The sequence below is a fragment of the Neobacillus ginsengisoli genome (assembly GCF_030813055.1).
This window is the reverse complement of record NZ_JAUSTW010000006.1, coordinates 35,903-59,105: the sequence shown is the minus strand read 5'-3', so window position 1 is coordinate 59,105 and position 23,203 is coordinate 35,903. Positions and strand designations below refer to the sequence as shown.

Here is a 23,203-nt window from a genome sequence, read left to right as displayed (position 1 = left end):
ATATATTCCTCATTACTTAAATCGAATTATGATCCCGGTCTTATCATCTTGACGAAGATTATTCAGTTTTTCATATTGTTCCAGTTCAAGAGAATATAAATAAAGCCCCGATTTATCTATCTTTTTAAAGGTTTCTTCGATGGAATAATGAGGGTGAAAAAGCCCATCTGTTATGATTAGCAATGTTTTCATTTCACTGATGGTTACGTGGCCATGCTGTATATAAGGTAACACTTCTCCTTTACCATTCGCTACCGTGTAGCCATATGGCTTATTCGCTAATGAACGATTAAAGATACGCTGCTCCGTGCTATCTTGATAAAACTCCTCAGCCGGCATGTTAACTCCTTGCTTTCTTTGTTCCTCACGCCATGCCTTCGCCCGATTATTTATATCTTTTACGGTATCCTTCGTTAAGGCTTTAATCCTTCCGTTTTGATCCTCAGCAATGATCATACAATCACCAAGCTGGGCAAAAGAGATTATTCCTTTATTTTCGAACCTTATGATGGCAGCACAGGTTGACCAAAGATGTTCATATTTCTCCTGATTAACCTTATATTTTTTCATCTTGTCTCGCAGTATTCTATTAGCAGCTGCGATTCCTTCTATTAATGAACGGTCATTTTGATAGAGTCCGGAAAAATAATCTTTAAAAAGTGCAGAGGCTATATAAGCGCCATTCATCCCGTTTTCATCTTTGAATGGTGTGATCGGTGTGGCCCCATCAAATACCCCATAAATATTAAGCTTTTCATTTAATACAATCGAATCTTCGCTTACACTTTTATGAGGGGCTGCACTTAAAAAAGACTCAATCTTCATGAATGTCCACCTTCTTTTAATAGGAATATCACGTTCAAGAACTACATTATATTTAAGATTGATAAAATTTATCCCCAAAATTTTGCTCTTTAAGAAGTTGTTATTGTTCAAGAAATACAGCGTAAATACCCATATTTAAAGTTGGGAATTTACGCTATTTTAAAAAAAGAACCCTGAATAAAAAATCTCAGAGTTCTCTTAGAAAAAGCTAAAAATCAACATTTATTTTTGGAACTAATGGCGAACTGATTAATCTGAAGTTGGTTCCAACTTCTCTTTAACAACAGCTTTTTTGTTAGCTAATTTAATTTGTTTTAAGAACAGGGTAAATAGTGCTCCGACAACAATTAAAGAAAGGCCGACAAAAAATACACTGTGTAAGGAATCCATTAAGGCAGTTTTTAATATTGAAACCATTTTGTCTGACAATGCAGCGGGCATTTGTTTTAAGGCTTCCGGACTAAACAACATTTGTAATAACCCCTCCGGATTTGTTGCAATCATGTCCTTAAGCTTGGAAACAATAGGCCCTGCTTGTGCCGGCAGTGTATTCAAAAATGGAACAAGTTGATCCGTTAGAAGTGTTCCTGACTTGCTGTTCATAACTGCCCCTAAGATGGTAATTCCGAATGTTCCTCCGATGGAACGGAAAAATTGACTCGAAGATGTTATCACACCAAGTTCTTCTTTTGAAAAACTTTCTTGCAAAGCTAAGGTAAGAATCGGCATAACCAGCCCCATACCTAAGCCGATAATCGCCATATAGGATGTAGCTGCCAGCTTACTTGTATCCATATTCAACGTTGTTAACATGAAGAAACCACTTGCCATGATTAACATACCTGCAATGATTTGCGGCTTAATTCCGACCTTATAAACTAATTGACCGCCAATGATACTAGCAATAATCATGGAAATCATCAATGGTGTCATTATTGTTCCTGATGCTGTTGCACTTACTCCGACAATTCCTTGCATAAAGAACGGAACAAACACAATCGCACCGAACATCCCTATGCTCATAAAGAAACCAATCAAATTCAAGAAAGTAAAGGTTCTATTTTTGAATAAATACATAGGAAGTATCGGTTCTTTCGCTTTTGTTTCCACAATCACGAAACTAACTAAACCGATCGCCGCCAGTGCAAAAAGACCAAGAATTTGCCATGAATTCCAATCATAGTCTTTACCGCCGAAGGTAAGAGCAAGAAGCAAGCTTACTACCCCCACAATCATCGTAACCATACCTGCAATATCAAAATTGATCGATCCAATTTGTTTTCGACCTTTTAATCCCATCGCAATCAAGATGGTAGCTATGATTCCTACAGGAAGATTGATATAGAATACCCATTTCCAGTTCAATGAATCAACAATCCATCCTCCAATTTGCGGACCAATCACAGAAGCAAGACCATAAATCCCGCCGAATACTCCTTGAAATTTTGCACGCTCTTTTCCTGTAAATAAATCCCCGATTACAATCATCGCCATCGGCATCATAACACCGCCGCCAATCCCTTGGACGCCGCGAAATATAATTAACTCCGTCATATTAGTTGCTAATCCGCAAAGTGCAGAAGCGCCCATAAAAATAATAAGTCCTGTCACATATACGGCTCTGCGCCCTAATAAGTCAGCCAGTTTTCCGGCAATCGGAACAACTGTCGTAGATGTCAGCATGTATGCGGTAGTCAACCATGTCATTTTACTTAATCCGCCAAGATCTCCTACGATTTTGGGCATTGCCGTTCCTACAATCGTTCCGTCCAGTGCGGAAAAGAACATCGCTATGATGAGCCCAATCAGCAATAACGTACGATTGTGGCTTGTTTCCGTCGTTGTTGTCATTTCGTTATCTCCCTCTTGCTTCATTACTATGATCTAGCTTGTGCCTCTAATAAGATATAAACTGAAGATGCGTTCAAGCAAACTATTATACTGAATTTCAGATAGGTTTTCAACTGCGGATTCGAATTAAGATACCATTCCTCGATGGGCTTTTGCATAGCATTTATGTCACTACTTTTACTAGCACATGCGCTCCATACATACTTGATCCCATTTTGGTAAAAATGAAGAGGAATAAATAATAGGAGGCAACTTAAGTGAAAAAAGATGAAAAAATTATGACGAATGAACAATTAAAAAACAATAATACACAAAGCCAGGCGGAACAAACTTTAAAAGGAAAAGACAATATTAAAGATTATAGCAGAGCATGGGAAGATGACCGTCTTTAATGAAGTTAAGACTCCTACGTTCCAATTATTAGATCTTCTGTGGACTATTTCTCTGCGGACTAATAAGTATGACTGAAAATGTTTTGGATGGTTCAAATGGCTGATCGTTTAACAAAAGAACAGCGAAGCAGAAATATGAAAGCAGTAAAAGCTCAATCCTCGCTAGAGAATAAAATCACGAAGGAACTTTGGAAAAGGGGGTTCCGATTCCGCAAAAATGTAAAGAATCTATTTGGAAAGCCTGATATTTCATTAAAAAGGTATAAAATTGTCATTTTTATTGATTCCTGTTTCTGGCACTGCTGCCCCATTCACGGCACTATGCCAAAATCAAACATAGATTTTTGGGAAAAGAAACTTGGAAGAAATATTGAAAGAGATTTGGAAGTGAATAATTATTATATAGAAAAAGGCTGGAATATTTTAAGATTATGGGAACATGAATTTAAAGAGGATTTTGACGGGACAATTCAAACGATAGTTGATTTTATCCTTCAAAACAAAGGAAAAATAGACCAGATTCTTAAAAGAACAACCTAAGTACTAATAGTAGGTAAAAGACAGCCTCCACAAAGGCTGTCTTTTTGTTCGAATTATTTTCCGATAAAATCCTGTGTCCAGTAATTACCTTGTGAGACGTAACCAACGCCAAAATACGTAAAGTTTGGATCAAGAATGTTTCTCCGGTGACCTTCACTATTCATCCAAGCATTGACTACTTCTTCAGGGGTTCTTTGTCCCATGGCAATATTCTCGCCCGCATAGCTATAGGTAATCCCATATTTTTTCATCATATCAAATGGGGAGCCGTATGTTGGACTTGTATGGCTAAAGTAATTATTAGCCGACATGTCCCGGGATTTTTCATGCGCCATTTTGCTAAGCGTTAAATCTACTTTAAGTGCAGGTAATCCATTTTTGGCCCGCTCTTGATTGGTTAAATCGACTACCTTTTGCTCGTAAGCACTTAAGGTGCCTGCAGCTTGGGTTGTTTGCGGTTGACTCACTTTAACAGGCTGCTGCACTGGTTTTGGCGCCACAGCTTGAGCTTGCAGTTTCTTTTGTACTGTTTGAGTTGTTGCTGTCCGTACCGGCTGCTTTACCGTGTTTTGTGATACGGGTATTGAGGTAACGTTTTTGTCTATTCCAATTTTACTAAGGTAATTTTCTATCATGCTATTAATCTCATTTATATTGGAGCCTTGAGTTACTTGATAAACATTTTCTAAAACAGTTGGGTTAAGATTGACAGCATGTGCATTGTTTTGTGCAGGATTCGCCCCAAATAATGCTCCCGACGCTGCTAAGGTAAGAATAGTTTTGCTCATTAACATGTTAACATCCTCCTGTTTTGAATCTTTTGCCTCTATTGCAAATTCATCGTAACATATGATTTTTGTCATATTTCAGGGAGGATTTTACAGAAAATACGCAGGACTTGGGGTGTATATGTTTTATAGCTTTATAGAATGCTAGTCTGTAAGGAGTTTCAGCCATTTTATTTAAAAATACCATTAGCCAATCAAAAATAATACAATTTGGAAACACAACCAGTAATTATATTAAAAATTGAGGTTGACAGCCTTCAAAGGTCCAGGCGTTTTTAACAAATATTTCAGAAAAATGTCGAATTTTATATTCCTTGTAAGTAAATGAACCGTTCGTTTAAAGAATTCGGCTCAACGAAAAAATAAATAAACGGATAATTATATCTCGTTTTCTTCCTAACACCTCTTCCGCATGGAAATGACAGCCATATTATAAGCTTTGCCGGTCAACATTTAGCTCGACTAAATTACCATCAGGATCCGCAAAGAATAGTTGGGCAAACCCACTTTTACTATTAGGCTTTTCTAGAATTTCAACACCATTCTTTTTCAACCAATTTAGCGTCTCATGGTAATTCTCAACTCTGAGAGCAAAATGACCTTCCCTGCTGCTCAAGCTTTTATCATGGCGTATCGTCTGTGAGGATGGCTCGACAATTAAGTGAAGCTGGTGGCTCCCTAATTCATACCAAGCACCCGGAAAATCAAAATTAGGCCGCGGTATTTCCTTTAAGCATAAAATCTGACTGTAAAAATGTTTAGCCGCCTCTAGGTCTGTAATAGAAAGACTAACGTGATGAAATCCTTTATAATGAATCAAATTGGTCAACTCCCTAACAAATAATTTTGGGTAACAATATACTTCTCCTCTTACCATTTCCATTCATCAACTAATTCCATTTCCCTTTCAACGAGTTCCGCATTTGCCGACTCCCAAAAGCTTAGCAGCATTTCATGTGTTACTTCACAGTTTGGAATCTCATGAAATTCATCTAACATAAGGAGGGCACCTCTCTACCTCCGATGCTTTTCCAGATATTATTGATCGTTCTTGCATCCTTAAAATGCGAACAAGATGAGACTACGGTCACTTAAACGTTTCTGAGTGATCGTAGTCTGGAAAATAGAGATGCATTGAGGAAAAGATACAAGTGCCGCTTCGTGAATTTAATATAAATAATCTGTTTTATTCATATTTTTTTAAAACAATTACCGCATTGTGGCCACCAAAACCAAATGAATTGGACAAACCGATTTTTAGAGGTGCTGGACGGGCAACATTCGAAACAATATCCAAGTCACAAAGAGGGTCCGGTTGTTCTTGATTAATAGTTGGAGGAATGATTCCCTCTTGGATGCTTTTTATTAATGCGATGGCTTCCGCTCCCCCCGCTGCCCCTAACATATGACCGGTCATGGACTTGTTCGCTGTGATTGGAATTTGATTTGCTTCTGGGCCAAGCAGTCTTTTAATGGCCTGAATCTCAGAACGGTCGCCTACTTCCGTACTTGTTGCATGAGCACTGATCACGCTAATTTCATCCGAAGAAATGGCCGCATCGCGTAAAGCTGATTTCATCGCAAGATAGGCCCCTTTACCCTCCGGATGTGATGAAACTATATGATATGCATCTGAACTAGCGCCATAGCCAATAACTTCGGCAAAGATTGGTGCATTTCTACGTAATGCATGCGACAAAGATTCGAGAATAAGGATACCGGCTCCTTCTGCCATGACAAATCCATCCCGCTCGGCATCAAATGGTCTGCTCGCTTTGGCAGGGTCATTATTTCTTGAGGATAATGCAGTCGCATTCTCAAAACTGGCTAGGGATAAATCCGTTATCGCCGATTCCGCTCCTCCTGCAAACATAACATCCGCTCCACCATATTGAATCAATCTAAACGCCTCTCCAATCGCTGTATTACCAATGGAACAAGCTGTTACTGGTGACATGCTGGGTCCCATTGCCCCATATTTTATACTAATTTGGGCAGAAGCCATATTGGAGATGATCGCCGGAACTAACAACGGACTGACTTTTCTCGGCCCTTTTGCACGCAACGTATCAATATTATTGATGAGAGTCTCAATTCCTCCTATTCCTGAACCAACATATACCCCAAGGCGTTCAGGGTCAATCGTATCTTGGTCCAGCTCGGACTGACTCCACGCTTGTTCTGCTGCAGCCATAGCAAAATGACAAAATGGATCTAAGCGCTTTGCTTCCTTACGTCCCAAAATGGAATCAGCGTCAAACGCCTTTACGAGGCCGGCAATTTTTGTCTTATGATGACTTGTATCAAATCGATCAATGATCGATACTCCCGACCTACCCTCCACTAAATTAGCCCAGAATGACTCCACCTCATTGCCAAGTGGTGAAATAACCCCCATACCTGTAATGACTACTCTTTCCATGCTCTCTTCCCCCTTCACTGTGTTACCCATATTTTTACTTAGAAGTTATCCTATTACAAGTTGTAGTTTATACTAGTATCAATACCACCATGATGGAGGGATTGTTCATGAATAACAAAACCAGACTGGATGCACTCTCTGATTTTTTAAAATCCAAGCGTTCAAAAATTAAGCCTGAATCGGTAGGCTTACCCGCAGGGATTCGAAGAAGGACTCCCGGTCTCAGAAGAGAGGAAGTTGCTCAGTTAGCGGGAGTCAGTACCACCTGGTATACATGGCTAGAGCAAGGAAGGGATATTAAAGTTTCGACCGTTGTGTTGGATTGCATTGCCAATACTTTGCAATTGAACAATGACGAACGAAAATATTTATACGATTTAGCTTTGGATGCACATGGGAATATTTCTTCTAAAAATGAGAGACTGCCAAAAATTAGCAGTTCTTTAGAAAAAATTCTAAAGGAATTGAAGCATTGCCCGACCGTTGTAACGGATCGATACTGCCAAATAGTCAGTTGGAATCAGGCCGCTACCCATGTTTTTCTGGATTTTGATCAGATTCCGATTGAAGAGCGGAACTTAATTCGCTTAGTATTTGCAAGGAAAGAATTACGTGCACTCGCTGTCAATTGGGAGCATTTTGTAAAAGGCTTTCTGGCCATTTTCCGCGTCTATTACGGACAATATGTAGGAGATGATTGGTATAAACAGTTTATTGAAGAAATGAGTGACAAATACCCGGAATTTCGAGCATTATGGCTTGATAGTCAAGTAAGTACTGCTCCGGATGTACAAATTGAATTCAGACATGCGAAGGCAGGAAAAATGCTATTTAATCTAACTTCCCTTCAGGTTCAAGGAGAAACAGATTTAAGGTGCAGCATCTATACGCCATTAGAGAATTCCTCAACCGAAGAGAAATTAAAAAAATTGATGAATAAAAGCGACGTTTAATAGAAAACAATAAATGACGTGCTTGATTTCTGCATTCTCATTGTTCAGAATTTCCTCTTCAATATCGGTAAACTCTACGTTCAAACACTTAAAAAGTCAAATTTTAGTGTAAATCTACACTTTATCAGCGGATTTATACGATTTATCAGCGAATTATTAGCTTTTATCAGCGAATTCCAGAGTTTTATCAGCGAATCAAAGAAAGCAATAATCTTTTAAAAAAGAGCCTAAAGTTTTTACCCTCAAGGACGCTATTGAGCAAAACGGAGGGGTAGTAAAAAAGCCGCTAGTAGTCACCCTATTCTTAGCAAGAAAGAATAATTCAATCAAAATGTCAAAAGGACAGCCGATTCGCTGTCCGTTAAGAGGTAGTGGTAGTAAGAAGCTAGACGGAGTTATTACTGATAATGAACTACCATTTTAAAAATAGCTTTTTTAGGACTAGATTACAGAAGCGGCAGGGTTATCCTGACGCTTCTTTCATTTGAGAAGAAAATTAATCACTTAATCCGGAATAATAATCTCTAGCTTCCCTTCCTGATTGCTTACTTCGATCACCTTGTCTGCAAACAGATATGGAGTATCATATCGATCTTGCTTTTTGATATCCATATAGCTATTATTGGCAGTCAGGACCGGAAAGACAGCGTTGGTTTTTTTAAATAAATTTTGCGAAACCTCTATTTCCGCCATCAAGATGATTTGTTTATTGGAGAGGGCAAAAAATAGTTTACCAATCTCTCTTTCATTTTCATCTGTGATTTTGACCTGCTGCAGAATTGAAATTAAGCAGGTGACAAAATCATTAATCTTCTCATTTGCTAAGCCTGCTAACTGATAATCCGCCAGTGCTTTATTGATTCCATTTTTCAATTCCTTGAAGGAAAATACATCTTCAATCCTAATAGCCGATTTTGTTTTCCCAATGCTTTCAAACTTTTTTCTCGTTTCAAAAAGATAATCTTTTATATAGCCGTTATGCTGATCTCGATGAGCAACAAAATCCGCTAGCTCATTGATACAACGAATCTCTTTACTTGGGTATCGGATCAAAAGTAAAAAAGCACTAACATCTTTCTCATCAAACGTATTGTTGATAAACTTCTCATAATAATAATTCATTAACGATTGCTTTTTAGTATCCATTTTTTGCTCCTAGAAGAAATAGTAATATACCAACTATTGTACAACTTATCAGTTTAAGAGGACAAACCTATTATTTATCACCCTGTGTTAACAAAACTTTTCCCCTTTTAGACTGAATTTGCATTAAACGATGAGCCTCAGCCGCTTTTTCAAAAGAAAAACCCTAGCGATTGTTGGACTAGTAAGCAGTTACAAAGTTTAAAAAAAGTGCGACAGCCTGTTGGGGATGAATCGTACTTGGTATTTTAATAAGTTCGCTTTCCGGAATATAGGCATAGGTCGCATAACCGCCCGTAACAGTTAAACCCTTTAATTCTGCCGCTCTCCCAATGGAATACATTTTTCGACCGCCTCTTCTCCTTTGATTCATTTTTTTACATAATCATTTAAATTATATATTTAAAAGAGAAATGTTCTTGATAAGGGCTCTGAGGACAAAAGTAAACCTGTATATTGTCCTTCAACTCGGTTTTCAAGGACAATACCCGCCTAATGAACTGGAAAATTGTCCTTCAACTTGGGTTTCAAGGACAAAACCTGCTGAGTGAAGGGAAAAAGTGTCCTTCATAAGGGCTCGGAAGGCAATCTTTTTATACTACAAAACCTCAAATACCCGGAGCAGAAACTATCTAAACTAACGTATAATTATTTTTTCAGTCAAATCCTTACTTAGGAAAAGGACCTTATAGTTATTCGTATTGGAAATTTTTGTATGACGATATCACCTAGTAGTTTAAGTAGGTGGTATTAATATTTGTGGAGGAACAACCTGTTAGGATAATAGGTAAAAAGCAACCTGAAAAATTCAGGTTGCTCTTAACAACGGTCTATTTAGAGGGAGAATCTAAAAGAGGCATTTTTTGTTTCCATAGAATTTAAGAACAAACCTTTCGTTATGCTCCCTTATTAATTTTGGATTCGCTGCTGTTTAATGAATGAAAGAGAAACTCTTTAACACAATTTGTTTGATGCTTTGCTTTTGTTGTAAAGAAAGGATTCAAAATAATACTGAATAATAAGTTTGCTGCTAATCCCCAGAATCCTTCATAAATACCAAATGAATTGCCTGTTCCATATACCGTAAAGGTTGTTACCAATCCAACAAGCAATCCGATAATGGTTGCCTCTTTCGTTTGGCTTTTCCAGAAAAGACTCACAACAATAGCAGGGAAAATTTGCACCATTCCTGAAACACCTAAAAGCTGCAAAGATACTAGTGCTGAAGGGAATAACAGTCCAAATAATAAAGCAAGTCCAATTACGACAAACACCATTGAACGGGTTACTAGTGTTAATTTAGCACCACTTACCTTTGGATTGATTAAATCACGATAAATGTTGTTTGCAAATAAGTTGGAAGCACCGATTGCCATAATTGAGCATGGAATTAAAGATGCTAAGGCAATAGTTGAATAGGCTAATCCTTGTGCGACACCGCCGTAAGAAACTTGAATGAGGTTTAATAATGCAAAACGCGGATCGCTTCCTTTCGGCAATACATGATAAGCTACAAAGCCAAGGAAAATAACCAGGATTAGAACCACATTATATAAAGGCAAGAACATGGCATTTTTTCGAACGGCATCAGCACTTTTGGCTGTGAATACTCCTGTTGCTCCATGTGCCCACATAAATAATGCCAAGGCAGAAACAAGAGATGCTGTTATAAACCACGGAATACCTTTAGGGCCGGCTGTAGGAATCGTCAGCAATTGCGGTGATTCCTTGGCAAGTGTATGAATCATCGGGCTCCAGCCGCCAAAATGGATAATCGGCAGTGTAATCACAAGGAATAACATAATCACCCATACAAGAACATCTTTAATGATTGCTGTATAGGTAGGCCCTTTGATTCCGCTAAAGAATGTGAAAAGTGCAACAAGGAGGAAGGAAGTAATGACGACTACCTTCACATTAATAAAGCCTGCTCCAGCTACTTGAAGTGTATTTTGAATCCCTGCTAACTGTAAGTCAATATACGGAATTAGCATCAATACGCCGACAACCGCAATAAGAGATGAAAGAAGTTTACTATCAAAACGCTCTCTTGCATAATCCGCCAGTGTTGTTAACTTATATTTGTTGGCCACTTTCCATAGTTTAGGTAGGTAAAAGTAAGAAACAAAATAGGCTAAAATACAATAAGGAATGGCAAAGAACGCAAGACTTCCACCTGAATAGGCTGTACTTGTTAGTCCTAAAAATGTATAAGCTGTATATAAATCTGCTCCTACTAAAAACCAAACCAGCAATCCGCCAAAGCGTCTTCCACCGACAGACCATTCCTCAACTGAGCTTCTTGCAGATTTATTCCTCCCTGCCAAAAATCCAATCAAAACAACTGTCAAGACAACGAAAACTGTGATTAACAAAGCTGTTAAATTTCCATGCATTAGTCAATACTCCCTTCCGATTTTTGAATTCGATAAATCCCAAAAGTACATAAGGGAGTTAAAACGATCCATAAAAAGAACCAAAATTGAAGAAAGGGTAACCCTAAAATAATAGGGTCTATTCGATTAACGAAAGGCAATACGGCTAACTGAGAAATAAAAGGGAGTATAATTAAGAATATTTTAAATTTTCCCATCAAAAAAAAACCTCCTATTAATATTTGATTCTAACAAAAACATATGATTCAAATAGTTTTATTGTCCAAATGATGTTATTGTTGAATATTTTTTAATGTACATTATAATAACAATTTTTGGAGGAGAAATCAATTTAATTTTCTAAAAATTTATAAAATTCCAATTAAATCTTTCGCTAATTTATGTGAAGAATAAGAAGAAAGACAGGTAAAGAATGATATGAAAGGGTTTATGGTTATATATTACGTTATAGAAACTACTAATTGAAATTCTCATCCATTAATATATTTGAAAATCAAAAGGATGAATTTTATATAAATAAAAATGGTGATTGAAATTATAGAGTTTATTGCTTTTAACGGTCCCTAAAGCCAGCTTCCTTCTTAAAAAGGTTCAGGTCAGAGGAGGTAAATAGCTCCAGATGATATTATTTTCTTCAATAATTTGTTATAATAAAGCGTTTTTAAAATTATTGAGGAGGAACAATATTTTTATGTCATTCGAAGTAGGCAGCAAGGTACAAGGTAAAGTAACAGGTATCACAAATTTTGGAGCTTTCGTAGAATTGCCGGAAGGCTCAACAGGTCTTGTGCATATCAGTGAAGTTGCGGATAGCTATGTAAAAGACGTGAATGACCATCTGAAAATAGGCGACCAGATTGAAGTAAAGGTGATTAGTGAGAAAGACGGAAAAATTGCTTTGTCCATCAAAAAAGCTATTGATAGACCCGAAGGACAAACCTCTTCCTATTCACAACGCCCACCACGCCAAGGAAAAGGTGATAGCCGTTCCAAAGACTTCCGTTCAAAAGGTCATGTTAAACCAAAGGAAAACTTTGAAGATAAAATGGCTAAGTTTTTAAAGATTAGTGAGGAGAATTTGTCTACCCTCAAACGTAACACCGGAGCAAAACAAGGCGGTAGAGGCGGAAGACGCGGATAATCTGCTGCGTATTTAAAATTTCATCATATAGATAAAGGCAAGCCTGTATAAACTGGCTTGCCTTCTTATATGTCAGCGATGAGAAAGGACTGAAGGTTAGCTCCTTTCAATGCCGGTTGAATTATTTATCGTATAAAAAGGGTGCTGTACCAGCTAATCCTTAAGAAAAATTCATATAATGTCAATTCGCCATGACACCAGTCACTTTATGGCTGGTATAAGACCAGCTAAATCTAAATATGATAAAAATAGGAGTCCTAAAAAAGGGGTTGTTAAAGAATGATTATTTTTAATAAAATCGCTTTATTTTTTGTTGTTTTATATTCTGTCATCATCGTGGCAAACACTTATTTAGGAGAAAACGAGCGGGTACAATCCAATGTTATTTATTTTATTATGAATGGGTTTGCATATATTGTATCAGCACTGGAGGTTGAAAAAGAAAAGCAGATTTCAGAGGCAAATAGGTGACAAGTACCTTTCACTCCACACATTTTTCCGGCTTCATATGGACGTGAATCCACTGTCCGTTCGGATATTTTTTATATTGGGTAATTTCGACATCCGTCCCATTGGTTAATTCGATAAAAACAAATAAATAGTCGTTCCCATCGGTTCCATTTATAAAGATATGCTTTACGTAGCCATGTTGCCGGGTTGGGTAGATCTTTTTGATAAGCTTGCACCAATTGCCATACTTCACTTCCACCACTGCTTCTGCATCGTGGTCCCAGCCATGGTAGGCAGCACATAAAAAATCCTCTCCAACTAAGCTAATGTCCTGAATCTTAAAGTGATTCTGTTCCTTTGTTAGCTGAACAAAACCATAATAGTAGGCGAAATAGGTGACGCCCTTTCGAGATCCCTCAATCGTCTCGCTCTCAAAAAAATACTGCCGGCCATCTCTTTCATCAAATATCCCGTAAAGTTTGATTAAGTTAAGATGACCGATACCCTGAAAGGATTTTAAGAAATCGTCGTAGTTTAACACTTCCCTAACGATTCAATCTTTTTTAATAAAAAAATTAGATTAGCAAAACCAGGCAAAGAGACACCCCCTAAACTTCATAGGGTGCCTCTTTGCCTAGTTTTCTTATTCTGATTACCAATATATTATCCCAATACTCTATCAGCGATTTATATAAATGAGTGGTACAAGGAAAAAAACAGGAGGTTGCCTACTCCCCGTTACATCAATACATTAATACGTTAATTTACCAGGTTTCAAGCAAACGATCCATTTATAATGATTGAATTGTAAGTTCGAGTTTTTCAATTATTGATTCATCCTTTACTAATATAAAATCAGTATGAATATAATTCGTGCCAAACAAATTTTGCAAATCTATATAATTTAAATTCACTGCCTTTACCAGAGTATCATCCTTTTTATAAACATAGATCGTAAAATGGGTTTTTAAAAATATCAAAAAATCTTCCACACAAATACCAAGTTTTTCAATATATTCACTATTAAATTCAATGAATCCTAGTAGGGACACACTATTCTTAAACAGGTTAGTCATTCCTTTTAAAACAAATGCCTCAAATCCCTCTACATCAACTTTAAACAGTACAGCTTCATATGACCAATCTCCACTCAATAAAGTATCGATAGCTATAGATTTAATAGGGACCTTTTCAATGAAATTATGAGATGGTATATAGGCTGCAGAGGATGTTCCAGACCAATGCTTATCTATGAAAAAAATTTTTTCTTCATCGTCCATATCGGATGCAATTGCATTAATAATCTTAATTTGTAATTTATTTGGATGAACATCTTTCGAGCGGTTAATATATTTTAGTAAGTGACTGTTCGCTTCAATACCATAAATTTTTGTATTTAAAGGATATATGGTAGAAAAGATGCACTCTCCATAGTTCACACCAACATCAACAACTAGATCTGGTTTAAATTCTTTTACAGCCTTTAACCAAAAGTATGTCAGCCTCTTTTGCGTAATTCCATTGCTAATAAGCAATGCCCTGCCACGGTTTTCCTCTGAATTTACAAAAAGGATATTAGAACAAGGTAATATGACTTTGTCTGGTAGTTTTTTAACATTTAATGTCTTATATTTAAGTAAAATCCCTAAATCAATTAAAAATTTCCACGTTTTCGGATAATTCTCCCATATTCTCATAAGGAAAGGTTTTCGAATAGCAGCTTTCAATTTCATAATGCCCTCCTAGTATTCAACAAATTTTTCAGAGGTATAATTTCTTATAAAAAAAACATGGAGATTCTCTTTTTGGATTTCACCAGTTCCCGTTTTAACCACAAAAAAAGAGGCCAACCATTTATTAATAAGTTAGCACACTTCCGTGTCTCCTTAAATATGACCCACATCAAAATTCCCGAAATACACAACAATTGAACATAAATATCATAAGCAAATAGTTGTTTTTAATCAATAATGTCAAAAAGAATCCTGGCAATATCACTATTTTCCATTCTTCCACTAAATAAATGTCTATTTAAACCATATGCATAGATTGGAACATCCTCACCGGTATGCCCTTTTGTTGTCCAGCCTGTACTGGAATAGTGATTAATTATGTTAATGAGCGCTTGACGTGTATCCTCTATTTCCATTTCAAGCGTAGATTGTAAGGTTTTCAAATCCTCTTCATGAAGAGTAAAGTGCATGTGCTGCTTCAAAGCTGTCATATCTTTTGTTTTATGCAATTGAGTTGCAATGACAAGCGGTGTTGATAATATGGATTTAATCACACTTGGATTCCATTTATAGTTATCATTACGATCAATACTCATCCCGCCGGTTGAGTGATCGGCTGTGGCGATCACTATCGTATCCTCTCTATCTAGAGCGAAATGGATCGTCTCTTTAAAAGCGGCTTCAAAGTCTTTAACCTCACTCATTGCCCCTACGATATCATTGTCATGCCCCGCCCAATCAATTTGGCTTCCTTCTACTAATAGAAAAAAGCCATTTGGGTTTTGTTGCAATCGTTGCAGTGCAGCCCTCGTCATTTGTGATAGAGACGGAACAGTCTGATCACGATCGATCTGTTTCGGTAGTTCAATAGGTGCGAATAAGCCTAGCAATTGCTCGTTTTTATTCGTCATGAGTTCTTGTAGGTTGGAGACATAACCAAAACGATTTTTCACAAACTCTTCTGTTAAATTACGGTCATCCCGGAAGAAATAAGAGGTACCTCCCCCGAGCATCACGTCGATTTTATGGTTTCCATCTATTCGTTCATCGAAATAATCATCGGCAATTTTATTATATTCATTTCTAGATTCACTATGGGCGGCAAACGCCGCTAATGTTGCATGGTTAATCTGACTTGTTCCTACAAGTCCAGTTGATTTACCACGAAATTTAGCATATTCCAAAACAGTTGGTACCGCTTGTTTATTAATAGTAAGACCAATGGCTCCATTAAATGTTTTATAGCCGGTCGATAAAGCTGTACCCGCTGCAGCAGAATCCGTAATATTACTTTTTGTATCTAATGAGTAGGTAGATTGTGCGCCAACAAAGTATTGATCAAATATTGTGGGGCTCATTAGTCCCTTTTGGGAATCATGATTTAAATAACGAAGGCCGGTGGTATAAGAAAAACCCATCCCATCGCCGATCAGTAAAATAACGTTTTTTACTTTCTTGGTTCGAATGTAATGATGATTAATGGTAGGAATGAAAGGATTAAAACTTAAATCATTTAGCAGAATGGTGGAATTTAACAAAGATAACAGCACCTTTCTATTTATCCTTAATGATCGGTTTATCTGAGCTTTTCATGTTTATGAAAACGAACATAAACAACCAAGCACATTTCATATATAACATATAAAAAAGGTAATCATGCTTGTAATACAACAATTTAACAAAAACTCAAAAAATTCTTAATGATTTAGTGGTGATTTACTCATAAAACCAATTTCGTTTCCTTGTGTCCATATACAACGGACACATACCCCAATCTGTCCATGAACGGTGCCTGTCACCTAAATTGAATCCTAAATATACAGAATTTTTACATTATTTTAACAAAAGGTCAAGAAAAGATTTCCCATTTCCTAATACAATAAAGGGGACTTTATTATTTGGAGGGATTGGATGAGGATGACAGTTGAAGGAGCAGGGTATTGCTTTTGTGGGATAGGTATATCGTTTAGGAGGAGATTTTTATGAGAATTGCTATTTTCACAGATACCTTCCATCCGGACATAAACGGGGTTGCTCGAACGCTTAAACATTTTACTACTTATTTAGATGACCAAAACATAGTCTATAAAGTCTTTGCACCTGATTCTCATTCAAACGAATATGTTTCTACCCATATTCGCCGCTTTAAAAGCTTCTCTTTTTTCTTATATCCGGAATGTCGTCTTGCGTTTCCTAACCTTTTTCGAATCAAATCAGAATTACAACAGTTCTCTCCCGATATCATCCATGTCGCTACTCCATTTAATATCGGACTGTGCGGTATTTATTTGGCCAAAAAATTAAACATTCCACTTGTCGGCTCCTATCATACCGACTTCGATTATTACTTACAATTTTATGACCTTCAATTCCTTTCTAAAATCCTTTGGAAATACATGAATTGGTTCCATCGGCCATGTAAAAAATTATTTGTCCCTTCCAATGAAACGTTAAAGCAGCTAAAACAGCAGGGATTTGCGAATTTAGAAATTTGGTCCGGAGGGGTCGATTGCCAGCATTTTCACCCTTTTTATGATAAAAAGACTGTTCGTGAGCAATACGGCCTTTCAAAAAAATACCTCCTTACCTATGTAGGTAGATTGGCACCGGAAAAAGATTTAAAAACTCTTCTTGCTGTAGCAAAAACACTGCCATCTGAGATCAATGAGCAAATTCATTGGCTGATTATTGGAGACGGTCCGCAAAGGGATGAACTTCAAAACGAAGCTCCGGAGAACATGATCTTTACAGGATTTTTAAAAGGAGAACAATTAGCGGAATTTTATTCCGCTTCAGACCTATTTGTTTTTCCTTCTCCTACAGAAACATTTGGCAATGTGGTTCTCGAAGCACTTGCAAGCGGGACGCCTGCTATTACTGCTAATTCCGGCGGTGTAAAAAATATTATCCAAACGGGGGTTACAGGGTATTTGTGTGAACCGGGCAATGTACAGGAATTTGTAATCGCCATTCTTCTGCTATTAGAAAATCATAGTTTACGGAAGCAATTAGGGCTAGAGGGAAGAAATTATGCTTTAACACAAAGTTGGAATAACATTTTTGCCAATTTACTTTGGCATTATTCTAAGGTTATCGATGAACCAAAAATTCAAAAATATGCGTGAGTCTATAAACCTGGGACTAGGAGTGATCAAGTGGATACTTTCTCTCACATTATTATAGGCTTAGGATTAGGCGCTCTCTCTCAAATCGATCCGGCTGTCTCAGAAAATATTACGCTATCACAGGCTGTTATTTTAGGTACGGTTATCGGTTCAAACGCACCTGATTTTGACATTATCTATCGATTGAAAGGAAAAGGCAGTTATTTTCGGAATCACAGGGCCATTTCTCACTCACTTCCTGCACTTCCGTTATGGGGTATCATTGTTTCTGGCTTGATTTATCCATTCTTCCCAGATTTATCTTTTCTTCACTTATTTTTATGGACACTTTTAGCAGTGATGGTACATGTGTTTTTTGATTTATTCAATGTACACGGGACACAAATCTTGCTGCCTTTTTCCCGAAAATGGGTTTCCTTTGATTCTATCACTTTAATTGATCCTTATATTTTGTTTCTCCATTCTCTAGGGTTTAGTTTACTCCCCTTCTTTACAGCAGGGAAAACCTTTCTTTTTATTTATCTATTCATATTTTTATACCTTTCAATTCGAATTCTTTCAGCATTATTAACGAAAAAACATTTACAAAATCACTTTCTGAATGCAGTCCGCATAAAACTAATCCCACGTACTGCTATGTTTAAGTGGGACATATTGATTGAGACGAACGAGGATTTTTTATTCGGTATTTATTTAAATGATAATCTTTATATTGAACATACCCTTTCTAAAAAAATAGACTTTCCGGCATTTGTTTCAGATAGTAGGAATGATCCGACCATTTCAGACTTTATTGCTAGTACAAATTATGCTTATCCATTTGTAAGAGCAAGTAAAAGCGGCTACTTTGTCTTTTGGAAGGATCTCCGTTTTCGAACGAATAAATCTTTCCCTACCCTTGCCATCCTTTTCATTTCCTTTGATTTCAAAAATAAGAATGGCTATATAGGTACGATAACCTCTTTAAGGCACTACAAAAAAGTGTTAAGAAACTTAAAGAATACTCCTGGATCAATTAATGAAAAGAGGATTAAGGCACGGGTGCCTTAATCCTTTTTACTTTATGACATAGTTTGGCTATATTAGCCTTTTACGATCACAGAATGATAGCTGTTGAATAATTTTAATGATACGTATGGCCATTAGCGGCAATTCAAAAAGCCATGAATTTAATGGCCATTCCCTGCAAAAACTATCCAAATCATGTAAGGTTGAACGTAATAAGTGGTATAGTTAAAGAAGATATTTTATAACAATAGTCTCAATATTAAGGAATCAATAAGAGGTGTATCATGAAACAAGAAATTGCATTTATTCAAAGTGAAGAATTAAAGGTAAAACCTAAAGCCGATTCATTGGGTTTTGGGAAGTATTACAGCGATTACATGTTTGTAATGGATTATCATTCAGAAAAAGGCTGGTATGAACCGAGGATCACTCCTTACGAGCAGCTGATACTCGATCCGGCCGCAATGGTTTTTCACTATGGGCAAGCTATCTTCGAAGGATTAAAGGCCTATAAGACAGCGGATGGAACGATCCAGCTCTTCCGTCCGGAAAAAAACATGAAGCGATTTAATGAATCATGTGACAGACTATGTATCCCCCAAATTGATGAGAATTTTTTATTAAAAGCGATTAAAGAATTAATTCTTATTGAAAAAGATTGGATTCCTGAAGGTGATGGGACATCGCTTTACATTCGCCCGTTTATTTTCGCTACGGAACCCTATCTTGGTGTACGGCCTTCCCACCAATATAAATTGCTCGTCATCCTTTCTCCGGTAGGAGCCTATTATGGAGACCAATTAAGTCCTGTCAAAATATATGTTGAAGAGCAGTACGTCCGGGCAGTTATTGGAGGAGTCGGGCATGTGAAGACTGCCGGCAATTATGCCGCCAGCATGAAAGCACAAGAAGTGGCAGAGGCGAAAGGCTTTGCCCAAATTCTTTGGCTGGATGCGAAAGAAAATAAGTATGTTGAAGAAGTAGGCAGTATGAATATTTTCTTCAAGATCAAAGGCGAAGTAGTAACACCTAAATTAAACGGCAGCATTTTAAGCGGTGTTACACGTGATTCCGTTATTCAATTACTAAAACATTGGAATATTCCTGTACGCGAAGAAAAAATTTCGATTGAAGAAGTCTTTGCTGCCCACGAGCGCGGTGACCTTGAAGAAGTATTTGGATCAGGAACAGCTGCCGTCATTTCACCCGTTGGCGAATTAAATTGGAACGATCGTTCAATTGAAATCAACCATCAAAAAATTGGCCAGCTTTCACAGCGCGTATATGATGAAATTACCGGCATACAGCTTGGAAAAAAAGAAGATCCATTTAACTGGATAATTAAAGTTGCTCAAGTGTAGTCTAATTTTTAGATTGATCACCAAGTACCTATTTCCCATGAAAAAACCAGATAAATACCCCTTTTTATGGAAAATGTTTAGTAATTAAAAAAACAAGCTTGAGGTGAAAGTTCTTCCTCAAGCTTGTTTTTTTTGTAATAAAGAGAGGGTCAACCATCCTTAACATTCTTTTCATGGAAGGAATTTTTTGTAACTGTCTTGCCGAAAACTTTCCCCTCTATATAAAATGTCCCTTTTTATTTCTTAAAACTAACCAGTTTCATCTCCGTCATTTCTTCAATCGCATATTTCAATCCTTCCCGACCTATGCCGCTTTCCTTCACACCGCCATATGGCATGTGGTCAACACGGAAGGTTGGGATGTCATTAACCATTACGCCCCCTACCTCTAACTCTTCAGCAGCTTTTAGTGCTGTAAAGACATTGTTGGTATAGATCCCGGCTTGAAGTCCGTATCTCGAATCATTCACATAATGAATCGCTTCATCTACAGATGTTATTTTATTTATTAAGACAATCGGAGCAAAGACCTCTTGGCAGGAAACCTTCTCTTTCGGATCCACATTTAATAGAACCGTAGGCTCGACGATATTTCCTTCGCGCCCGCCTCCTGCAGCAACAATAGCACCGGATTGTCTTGCTTCTTCAATCCATTGAAGCGTACGATCGACATCCTTTGGACTAATCAAGGCCGATACTTCTGTTTCAGGATCAAGCGGACTCCCTAATTTTAAGCTCCTCGCTTTGGCAACAAATTTTTCAACGAATTCATCATACAACTCTTCATGAACATAGGCTCTTTGCAGGGAAATACAAACCTGGCCGGCAAAAGAGAAAGCTCCTGTTACGGCCCTCGGAATAATCGAATCGACATCTACTCCCTTATCGACGATTAACGCTGAGTTGGAACCAAGCTCGAGGGTCACCTTTTTTAACCCGGCTTTGCTGCGCAATCCAATTCCGACTGCCGGACTGCCGGTAAACGTGATAGCTTTCACCCGATCATCCTGAATCAAGCGGTCTCCAACAACACTACCGCTGCCTGTTACCACATTTAGCGCCCCGTTAGGCAAGCCGGCTTCTTGAAGTAATTCCGCTAAATACAGAGAAGTCAATGGCGTTTGCGATGCAGGCTTTAAGACAATCGTATTTCCTGCAGCAATCGCCGGGCCTACCTTGTGGGCAACCAGGTTCATCGGAAAGTTAAAAGGTGTGATGGCGGCAACCACACCGATAGGCTGACGGATTGTAAAGGAAATCCGGCCCTCTCCTCCCGGTGCGGCATCCATCGGAATCGTTTCTCCGTGTATCCGCCTTGCTTCTTCTGCCGCAAACTTATAGGTCATGATCGTTCTTGCTACTTCAGCCTTCGCTGTCGTCCAAGGCTTTGCTGCCTCAAGCGCAAGGAGACGGACACACTCTTCTTCATTCTTTGTCATTAATTCTACTAGTCTTTCTAAAATAGATGCGCGTTCGTGAGCCGGCATTTTTGCCATGAGAGGTCTGGCATTTTCGGCGGCAGTAATGGCAGAATCGACTTCTGTTCCATCGGCATACGCGATTTCTGCCAGCAGTTCATTATTATAAGGACTGTATAAAGGGCGATACTCTTTCGCTTCTACCCATTCACCATTAATAAATAACTGTTTTTTCATCCAAATCACTCCTATTCTATACCAGTTGTTTTAGCACTTCTTCAATCACATCAAGCGCTTCATCTAGCTGGTCATCTGTGATGACGAGCGGTGAAAGGAAGCGTAATACATTCCCATAAAGTCCTGCGCTAAGGACAATGACACCCCGTTTGTTACATTCTTGGACCACTTTTGCCGTTAGATCTTTATTAGGTTCTTTTGTTTGCGGATCTTTTACAAGTTCCACTGCACACATGGCGCCTAAGCCGCGAACATCGCCAATTACATTAAGTGTATTTTTCAAACCGGTAAAACGCCACATAATTCTTTCTCCAATTGCATTGGCACGGTCAACCAGCTTTTCTTCATCAATCATCTCAATGACCTTTACCCCCGCTACACATCCCAATGGACTGCCGCCATACGTACCGCCTATTTCACCGGGTGCTGCTGCATCCATGATTTCCGCACGGCCTGTTACGGCACTAATTGGGAGTCCCGCTGCAATCGACTTCGACATCGTCATGATGTCCGGAACTACATCAAAGTGCTCGATGGCAAACATTTTCCCCGTACGGCCAAAGCCCGTTTGGATTTCATCCGCAATAAAAAGAATTCCGTGCTTTTCACAAATCCGCTTCACACCTTGAACAAAGGTCTTAGATGGAATGATAAATCCACCTTCACCTTGAACAGGCTCCATAATGATCGCCGCAATTTCTTCAGCAGGGACTTCTGATAAGAAAAAGTCTTCCAGCTGGTCTAATAGATTTTGATCCAGCTCTTCAGGCGTGACGCCAAATGGTGCCCGGTAATAATATGGATAGCGTGCCTTATAGGTATCAGGTGCAAACGGACCAAAGCCAAACTTATAAGGTTTCACTTTACTGGTCAGGGACATGGCTAACAAGGTTCTGCCATGGAATCCTCGATCAAAGGAGATAACCGCCTTCCTGCCCGTATATTTTCGGGCGATTTTTACGGCATTTTCGACCGCTTCTGCACCGCTGTTCAAGAAAAAGGTCTTTTTGTCATGTGTTCCGGGTGTGATTTGATTTAACTTTTCAGCAAGCTCGATATATGGTTCGTACATCATAACATTAAAGCCTGGATGGATATACTTTTGAATTTGTTCTGTTAAGGCTTCCACTACCTTTGGCGGGCAGTGACCTGCATTTAATGTTCCAATCGCACCGCCTAAATCGATGAATACATTCCCATCTACGTCTTCTAAGAGAGCACCTTTTCCTTTGGCAGCAAAAGATGGTACCGTATTGGAAACTCCTTGAGGGACATTATTGGCTCTTCTTTCTAATAGAGAGGAAGATTTTGGCCCCGGAATGGATGTCTTTAGTTCAATCGAATTCATAGTCGTTTTCATGTTATTTTCCCCTTCCAATTTCGGTTTAAAAAATGCGTTTACTTACTTTTATGTTATGCA

At 38.1% G+C, this 23,203-nt stretch carries 23 protein-coding genes; 8 read left to right on the top strand and 15 right to left on the bottom strand.

Annotation, left to right across the window (positions count from 1 at the left end):
- Positions 1–12: 12 nt before the first annotated feature.
- Both J2S10_RS17715 and J2S10_RS17710 read right to left on the bottom strand, forming a co-directional pair.
- Entirely contained in the window at positions 13–825 is an 813-nt protein-coding gene (locus tag J2S10_RS17715) for a protein phosphatase 2C domain-containing protein (protein ID WP_307410188.1), read from the bottom strand.
- A 249-nt stretch (positions 826–1,074) separates the two neighbouring features.
- Positions 1,075–2,676, bottom strand: coding sequence for an MDR family MFS transporter (locus J2S10_RS17710; protein WP_307410186.1), 1,602 nt, complete (start codon positions 2,674–2,676; stop codon positions 1,075–1,077).
- A gap of 257 nt (positions 2,677–2,933) precedes the next feature.
- Here J2S10_RS17710 and J2S10_RS17705 point away from each other — a divergent pair, with 257 nt between their 5' ends.
- Entirely contained in the window at positions 2,934–3,068 is a 135-nt protein-coding gene (locus tag J2S10_RS17705) for a hypothetical protein (protein ID WP_307410183.1), read from the top strand.
- Between the two features lie 96 nt (positions 3,069–3,164).
- On the top strand, positions 3,165–3,608 hold the full coding sequence (locus tag J2S10_RS17700) for a very short patch repair endonuclease (protein WP_307410182.1): 444 nt from the start codon (positions 3,165–3,167) through the stop codon (positions 3,606–3,608).
- A 53-nt stretch (positions 3,609–3,661) separates the two neighbouring features.
- On the opposite strand, the gene J2S10_RS17695 is transcribed toward J2S10_RS17700, so the two are convergent.
- The 4 genes from J2S10_RS17695 to fabF all read right to left on the bottom strand — a co-directional run bounded on the left by J2S10_RS17695 (position 3,662) and on the right by fabF (position 6,818).
- A complete protein-coding gene (locus J2S10_RS17695) occupies positions 3,662–4,402 on the bottom strand; it encodes a CAP domain-containing protein (RefSeq protein WP_307410180.1) in 741 nt (246 codons plus the stop codon).
- 424 nt (positions 4,403–4,826) lie between these two features.
- On the bottom strand, positions 4,827–5,216 hold the full coding sequence (locus J2S10_RS17690; RefSeq protein WP_307410178.1) for a VOC family protein: 390 nt from the start codon (positions 5,214–5,216) through the stop codon (positions 4,827–4,829).
- A gap of 50 nt (positions 5,217–5,266) precedes the next feature.
- Positions 5,267–5,395 (bottom strand): hypothetical protein, encoded by a 129-nt coding sequence (locus J2S10_RS17685; protein WP_307410176.1) that lies wholly within the window; start codon positions 5,393–5,395, stop codon positions 5,267–5,269.
- A 187-nt stretch (positions 5,396–5,582) separates the two neighbouring features.
- Positions 5,583–6,818 carry a beta-ketoacyl-ACP synthase II gene (gene fabF, locus J2S10_RS17680; RefSeq protein WP_307410174.1) on the bottom strand — a complete coding sequence of 412 codons (1,236 nt, stop codon included), beginning with the start codon at positions 6,816–6,818 and terminating at the stop codon, positions 5,583–5,585.
- A 107-nt stretch (positions 6,819–6,925) separates the two neighbouring features.
- Between fabF and J2S10_RS17675 the strand changes: the two genes are divergently transcribed.
- On the top strand, positions 6,926–7,771 hold the full coding sequence (locus tag J2S10_RS17675; protein WP_307410172.1) for a helix-turn-helix transcriptional regulator: 846 nt from the start codon (positions 6,926–6,928) through the stop codon (positions 7,769–7,771).
- Positions 7,772–8,275: 504 nt separating this feature from the next.
- On the opposite strand, the gene J2S10_RS17670 is transcribed toward J2S10_RS17675, so the two are convergent.
- From J2S10_RS17670 to J2S10_RS17655, 4 genes are all read right to left on the bottom strand, one after another.
- On the bottom strand, positions 8,276–8,917 hold the full coding sequence (locus J2S10_RS17670; protein WP_307410170.1) for a hypothetical protein: 642 nt from the start codon (positions 8,915–8,917) through the stop codon (positions 8,276–8,278).
- A gap of 178 nt (positions 8,918–9,095) precedes the next feature.
- Entirely contained in the window at positions 9,096–9,257 is a 162-nt protein-coding gene (locus tag J2S10_RS17665) for a hypothetical protein (protein ID WP_307410168.1), read from the bottom strand.
- Positions 9,258–9,810: 553 nt separating this feature from the next.
- Positions 9,811–11,310 (bottom strand): sodium:solute symporter family protein, encoded by a 1,500-nt coding sequence (locus J2S10_RS17660; RefSeq protein ID WP_307410167.1) that lies wholly within the window; start codon positions 11,308–11,310, stop codon positions 9,811–9,813.
- A complete protein-coding gene (locus J2S10_RS17655) occupies positions 11,310–11,507 on the bottom strand; it encodes a DUF3311 domain-containing protein (RefSeq protein ID WP_307410165.1) in 198 nt (65 codons plus the stop codon). The genes J2S10_RS17660 and J2S10_RS17655 overlap by 1 nt, the downstream gene beginning before the upstream one ends.
- A 494-nt stretch (positions 11,508–12,001) precedes the next feature.
- On the opposite strand from J2S10_RS17655, the gene J2S10_RS17650 reads away from it, so the two are divergent.
- Both J2S10_RS17650 and J2S10_RS17645 read left to right on the top strand, forming a co-directional pair.
- Positions 12,002–12,451: a S1 domain-containing RNA-binding protein gene (locus J2S10_RS17650; RefSeq protein WP_307410163.1), complete on the top strand. Its 450-nt coding sequence runs from the start codon at positions 12,002–12,004 to the stop codon at positions 12,449–12,451.
- 279 nt (positions 12,452–12,730) lie between these two features.
- Positions 12,731–12,922 carry a hypothetical protein gene (locus tag J2S10_RS17645; RefSeq protein ID WP_307410161.1) on the top strand — a complete coding sequence of 64 codons (192 nt, stop codon included), beginning with the start codon at positions 12,731–12,733 and terminating at the stop codon, positions 12,920–12,922.
- Positions 12,923–12,932: 10 nt separating this feature from the next.
- Here the strand turns inward: J2S10_RS17645 and J2S10_RS17640 are convergent, their stop codons facing one another.
- From J2S10_RS17640 to J2S10_RS17630, 3 genes are all read right to left on the bottom strand, one after another.
- A complete protein-coding gene (locus J2S10_RS17640) occupies positions 12,933–13,442 on the bottom strand; it encodes a hypothetical protein (protein WP_307410159.1) in 510 nt (169 codons plus the stop codon).
- A gap of 250 nt (positions 13,443–13,692) precedes the next feature.
- Positions 13,693–14,634: an FkbM family methyltransferase gene (locus tag J2S10_RS17635; RefSeq protein ID WP_307410157.1), complete on the bottom strand. Its 942-nt coding sequence runs from the start codon at positions 14,632–14,634 to the stop codon at positions 13,693–13,695.
- Positions 14,635–14,861: 227 nt separating this feature from the next.
- Positions 14,862–16,172, bottom strand: a complete 1,311-nt coding sequence (locus J2S10_RS17630) for an alkaline phosphatase (protein ID WP_307410155.1) — start codon at positions 16,170–16,172, stop codon at positions 14,862–14,864.
- Between the two features lie 444 nt (positions 16,173–16,616).
- On the opposite strand from J2S10_RS17630, the gene J2S10_RS17625 reads away from it, so the two are divergent.
- The 3 genes from J2S10_RS17625 to J2S10_RS17615 all read left to right on the top strand — a co-directional run bounded on the left by J2S10_RS17625 (position 16,617) and on the right by J2S10_RS17615 (position 20,128).
- Positions 16,617–17,759 carry a glycosyltransferase family 4 protein gene (locus J2S10_RS17625; RefSeq protein WP_307410152.1) on the top strand — a complete coding sequence of 381 codons (1,143 nt, stop codon included), beginning with the start codon at positions 16,617–16,619 and terminating at the stop codon, positions 17,757–17,759.
- Positions 17,760–17,789: 30 nt separating this feature from the next.
- Complete coding sequence (locus tag J2S10_RS17620) at positions 17,790–18,809, top strand: metal-dependent hydrolase (RefSeq protein WP_307410150.1); 1,020 nt, start codon at positions 17,790–17,792, stop codon at positions 18,807–18,809.
- Positions 18,810–19,051: 242 nt separating this feature from the next.
- Positions 19,052–20,128: a branched-chain amino acid aminotransferase gene (locus J2S10_RS17615; protein ID WP_307410147.1), complete on the top strand. Its 1,077-nt coding sequence runs from the start codon at positions 19,052–19,054 to the stop codon at positions 20,126–20,128.
- A gap of 236 nt (positions 20,129–20,364) precedes the next feature.
- Here the strand turns inward: J2S10_RS17615 and J2S10_RS17610 are convergent, their stop codons facing one another.
- Both J2S10_RS17610 and gabT read right to left on the bottom strand, forming a co-directional pair.
- Positions 20,365–21,783, bottom strand: coding sequence for an aldehyde dehydrogenase family protein (locus tag J2S10_RS17610; RefSeq protein ID WP_307410145.1), 1,419 nt, complete (start codon positions 21,781–21,783; stop codon positions 20,365–20,367).
- Positions 21,784–21,799: 16 nt separating this feature from the next.
- Positions 21,800–23,143 carry a 4-aminobutyrate--2-oxoglutarate transaminase gene (gene gabT, locus J2S10_RS17605; RefSeq protein ID WP_307410142.1) on the bottom strand — a complete coding sequence of 448 codons (1,344 nt, stop codon included), beginning with the start codon at positions 23,141–23,143 and terminating at the stop codon, positions 21,800–21,802.
- Between the last annotated feature and the right edge of the window lie 60 nt (positions 23,144–23,203).

Excerpts from the sequence above, each read along its gene's own strand:
- J2S10_RS17715 (WP_307410188.1), bottom strand. The coding sequence starts at position 825 with ATGAAGATTGAGTCTTTTTTAAGTGCAGCCCCTCATAAAAGTGTAAGC.
- J2S10_RS17710 (WP_307410186.1), bottom strand. The coding sequence starts at position 2,676 with ATGACAACAACGACGGAAACAAGCCACAATCGTACGTTATTGCTGATT.
- J2S10_RS17700 (WP_307410182.1), top strand. The coding sequence starts at position 3,165 with ATGGCTGATCGTTTAACAAAAGAACAGCGAAGCAGAAATATGAAAGCA.
- J2S10_RS17695 (WP_307410180.1), bottom strand. The coding sequence starts at position 4,402 with ATGTTAATGAGCAAAACTATTCTTACCTTAGCAGCGTCGGGAGCATTA.
- J2S10_RS17685 (WP_307410176.1), bottom strand. The coding sequence starts at position 5,395 with ATGTTAGATGAATTTCATGAGATTCCAAACTGTGAAGTAACACATGAA.
- fabF (WP_307410174.1), bottom strand. The coding sequence starts at position 6,818 with ATGGAAAGAGTAGTCATTACAGGTATGGGGGTTATTTCACCACTTGGC.
- J2S10_RS17675 (WP_307410172.1), top strand. The coding sequence starts at position 6,926 with ATGAATAACAAAACCAGACTGGATGCACTCTCTGATTTTTTAAAATCC.
- J2S10_RS17670 (WP_307410170.1), bottom strand. The coding sequence starts at position 8,917 with ATGGATACTAAAAAGCAATCGTTAATGAATTATTATTATGAGAAGTTT.
- J2S10_RS17665 (WP_307410168.1), bottom strand. The coding sequence starts at position 9,257 with ATGTATTCCATTGGGAGAGCGGCAGAATTAAAGGGTTTAACTGTTACG.
- J2S10_RS17660 (WP_307410167.1), bottom strand. The coding sequence starts at position 11,310 with ATGCATGGAAATTTAACAGCTTTGTTAATCACAGTTTTCGTTGTCTTG.
- J2S10_RS17655 (WP_307410165.1), bottom strand. The coding sequence starts at position 11,507 with ATGGGAAAATTTAAAATATTCTTAATTATACTCCCTTTTATTTCTCAG.
- J2S10_RS17650 (WP_307410163.1), top strand. The coding sequence starts at position 12,002 with ATGTCATTCGAAGTAGGCAGCAAGGTACAAGGTAAAGTAACAGGTATC.
- J2S10_RS17645 (WP_307410161.1), top strand. The coding sequence starts at position 12,731 with ATGATTATTTTTAATAAAATCGCTTTATTTTTTGTTGTTTTATATTCT.
- J2S10_RS17635 (WP_307410157.1), bottom strand. The coding sequence starts at position 14,634 with ATGAAATTGAAAGCTGCTATTCGAAAACCTTTCCTTATGAGAATATGG.
- J2S10_RS17625 (WP_307410152.1), top strand. The coding sequence starts at position 16,617 with ATGAGAATTGCTATTTTCACAGATACCTTCCATCCGGACATAAACGGG.
- J2S10_RS17615 (WP_307410147.1), top strand. The coding sequence starts at position 19,052 with ATGAAACAAGAAATTGCATTTATTCAAAGTGAAGAATTAAAGGTAAAA.
- J2S10_RS17610 (WP_307410145.1), bottom strand. The coding sequence starts at position 21,783 with ATGAAAAAACAGTTATTTATTAATGGTGAATGGGTAGAAGCGAAAGAG.
- gabT (WP_307410142.1), bottom strand. The coding sequence starts at position 23,143 with ATGAAAACGACTATGAATTCGATTGAACTAAAGACATCCATTCCGGGG.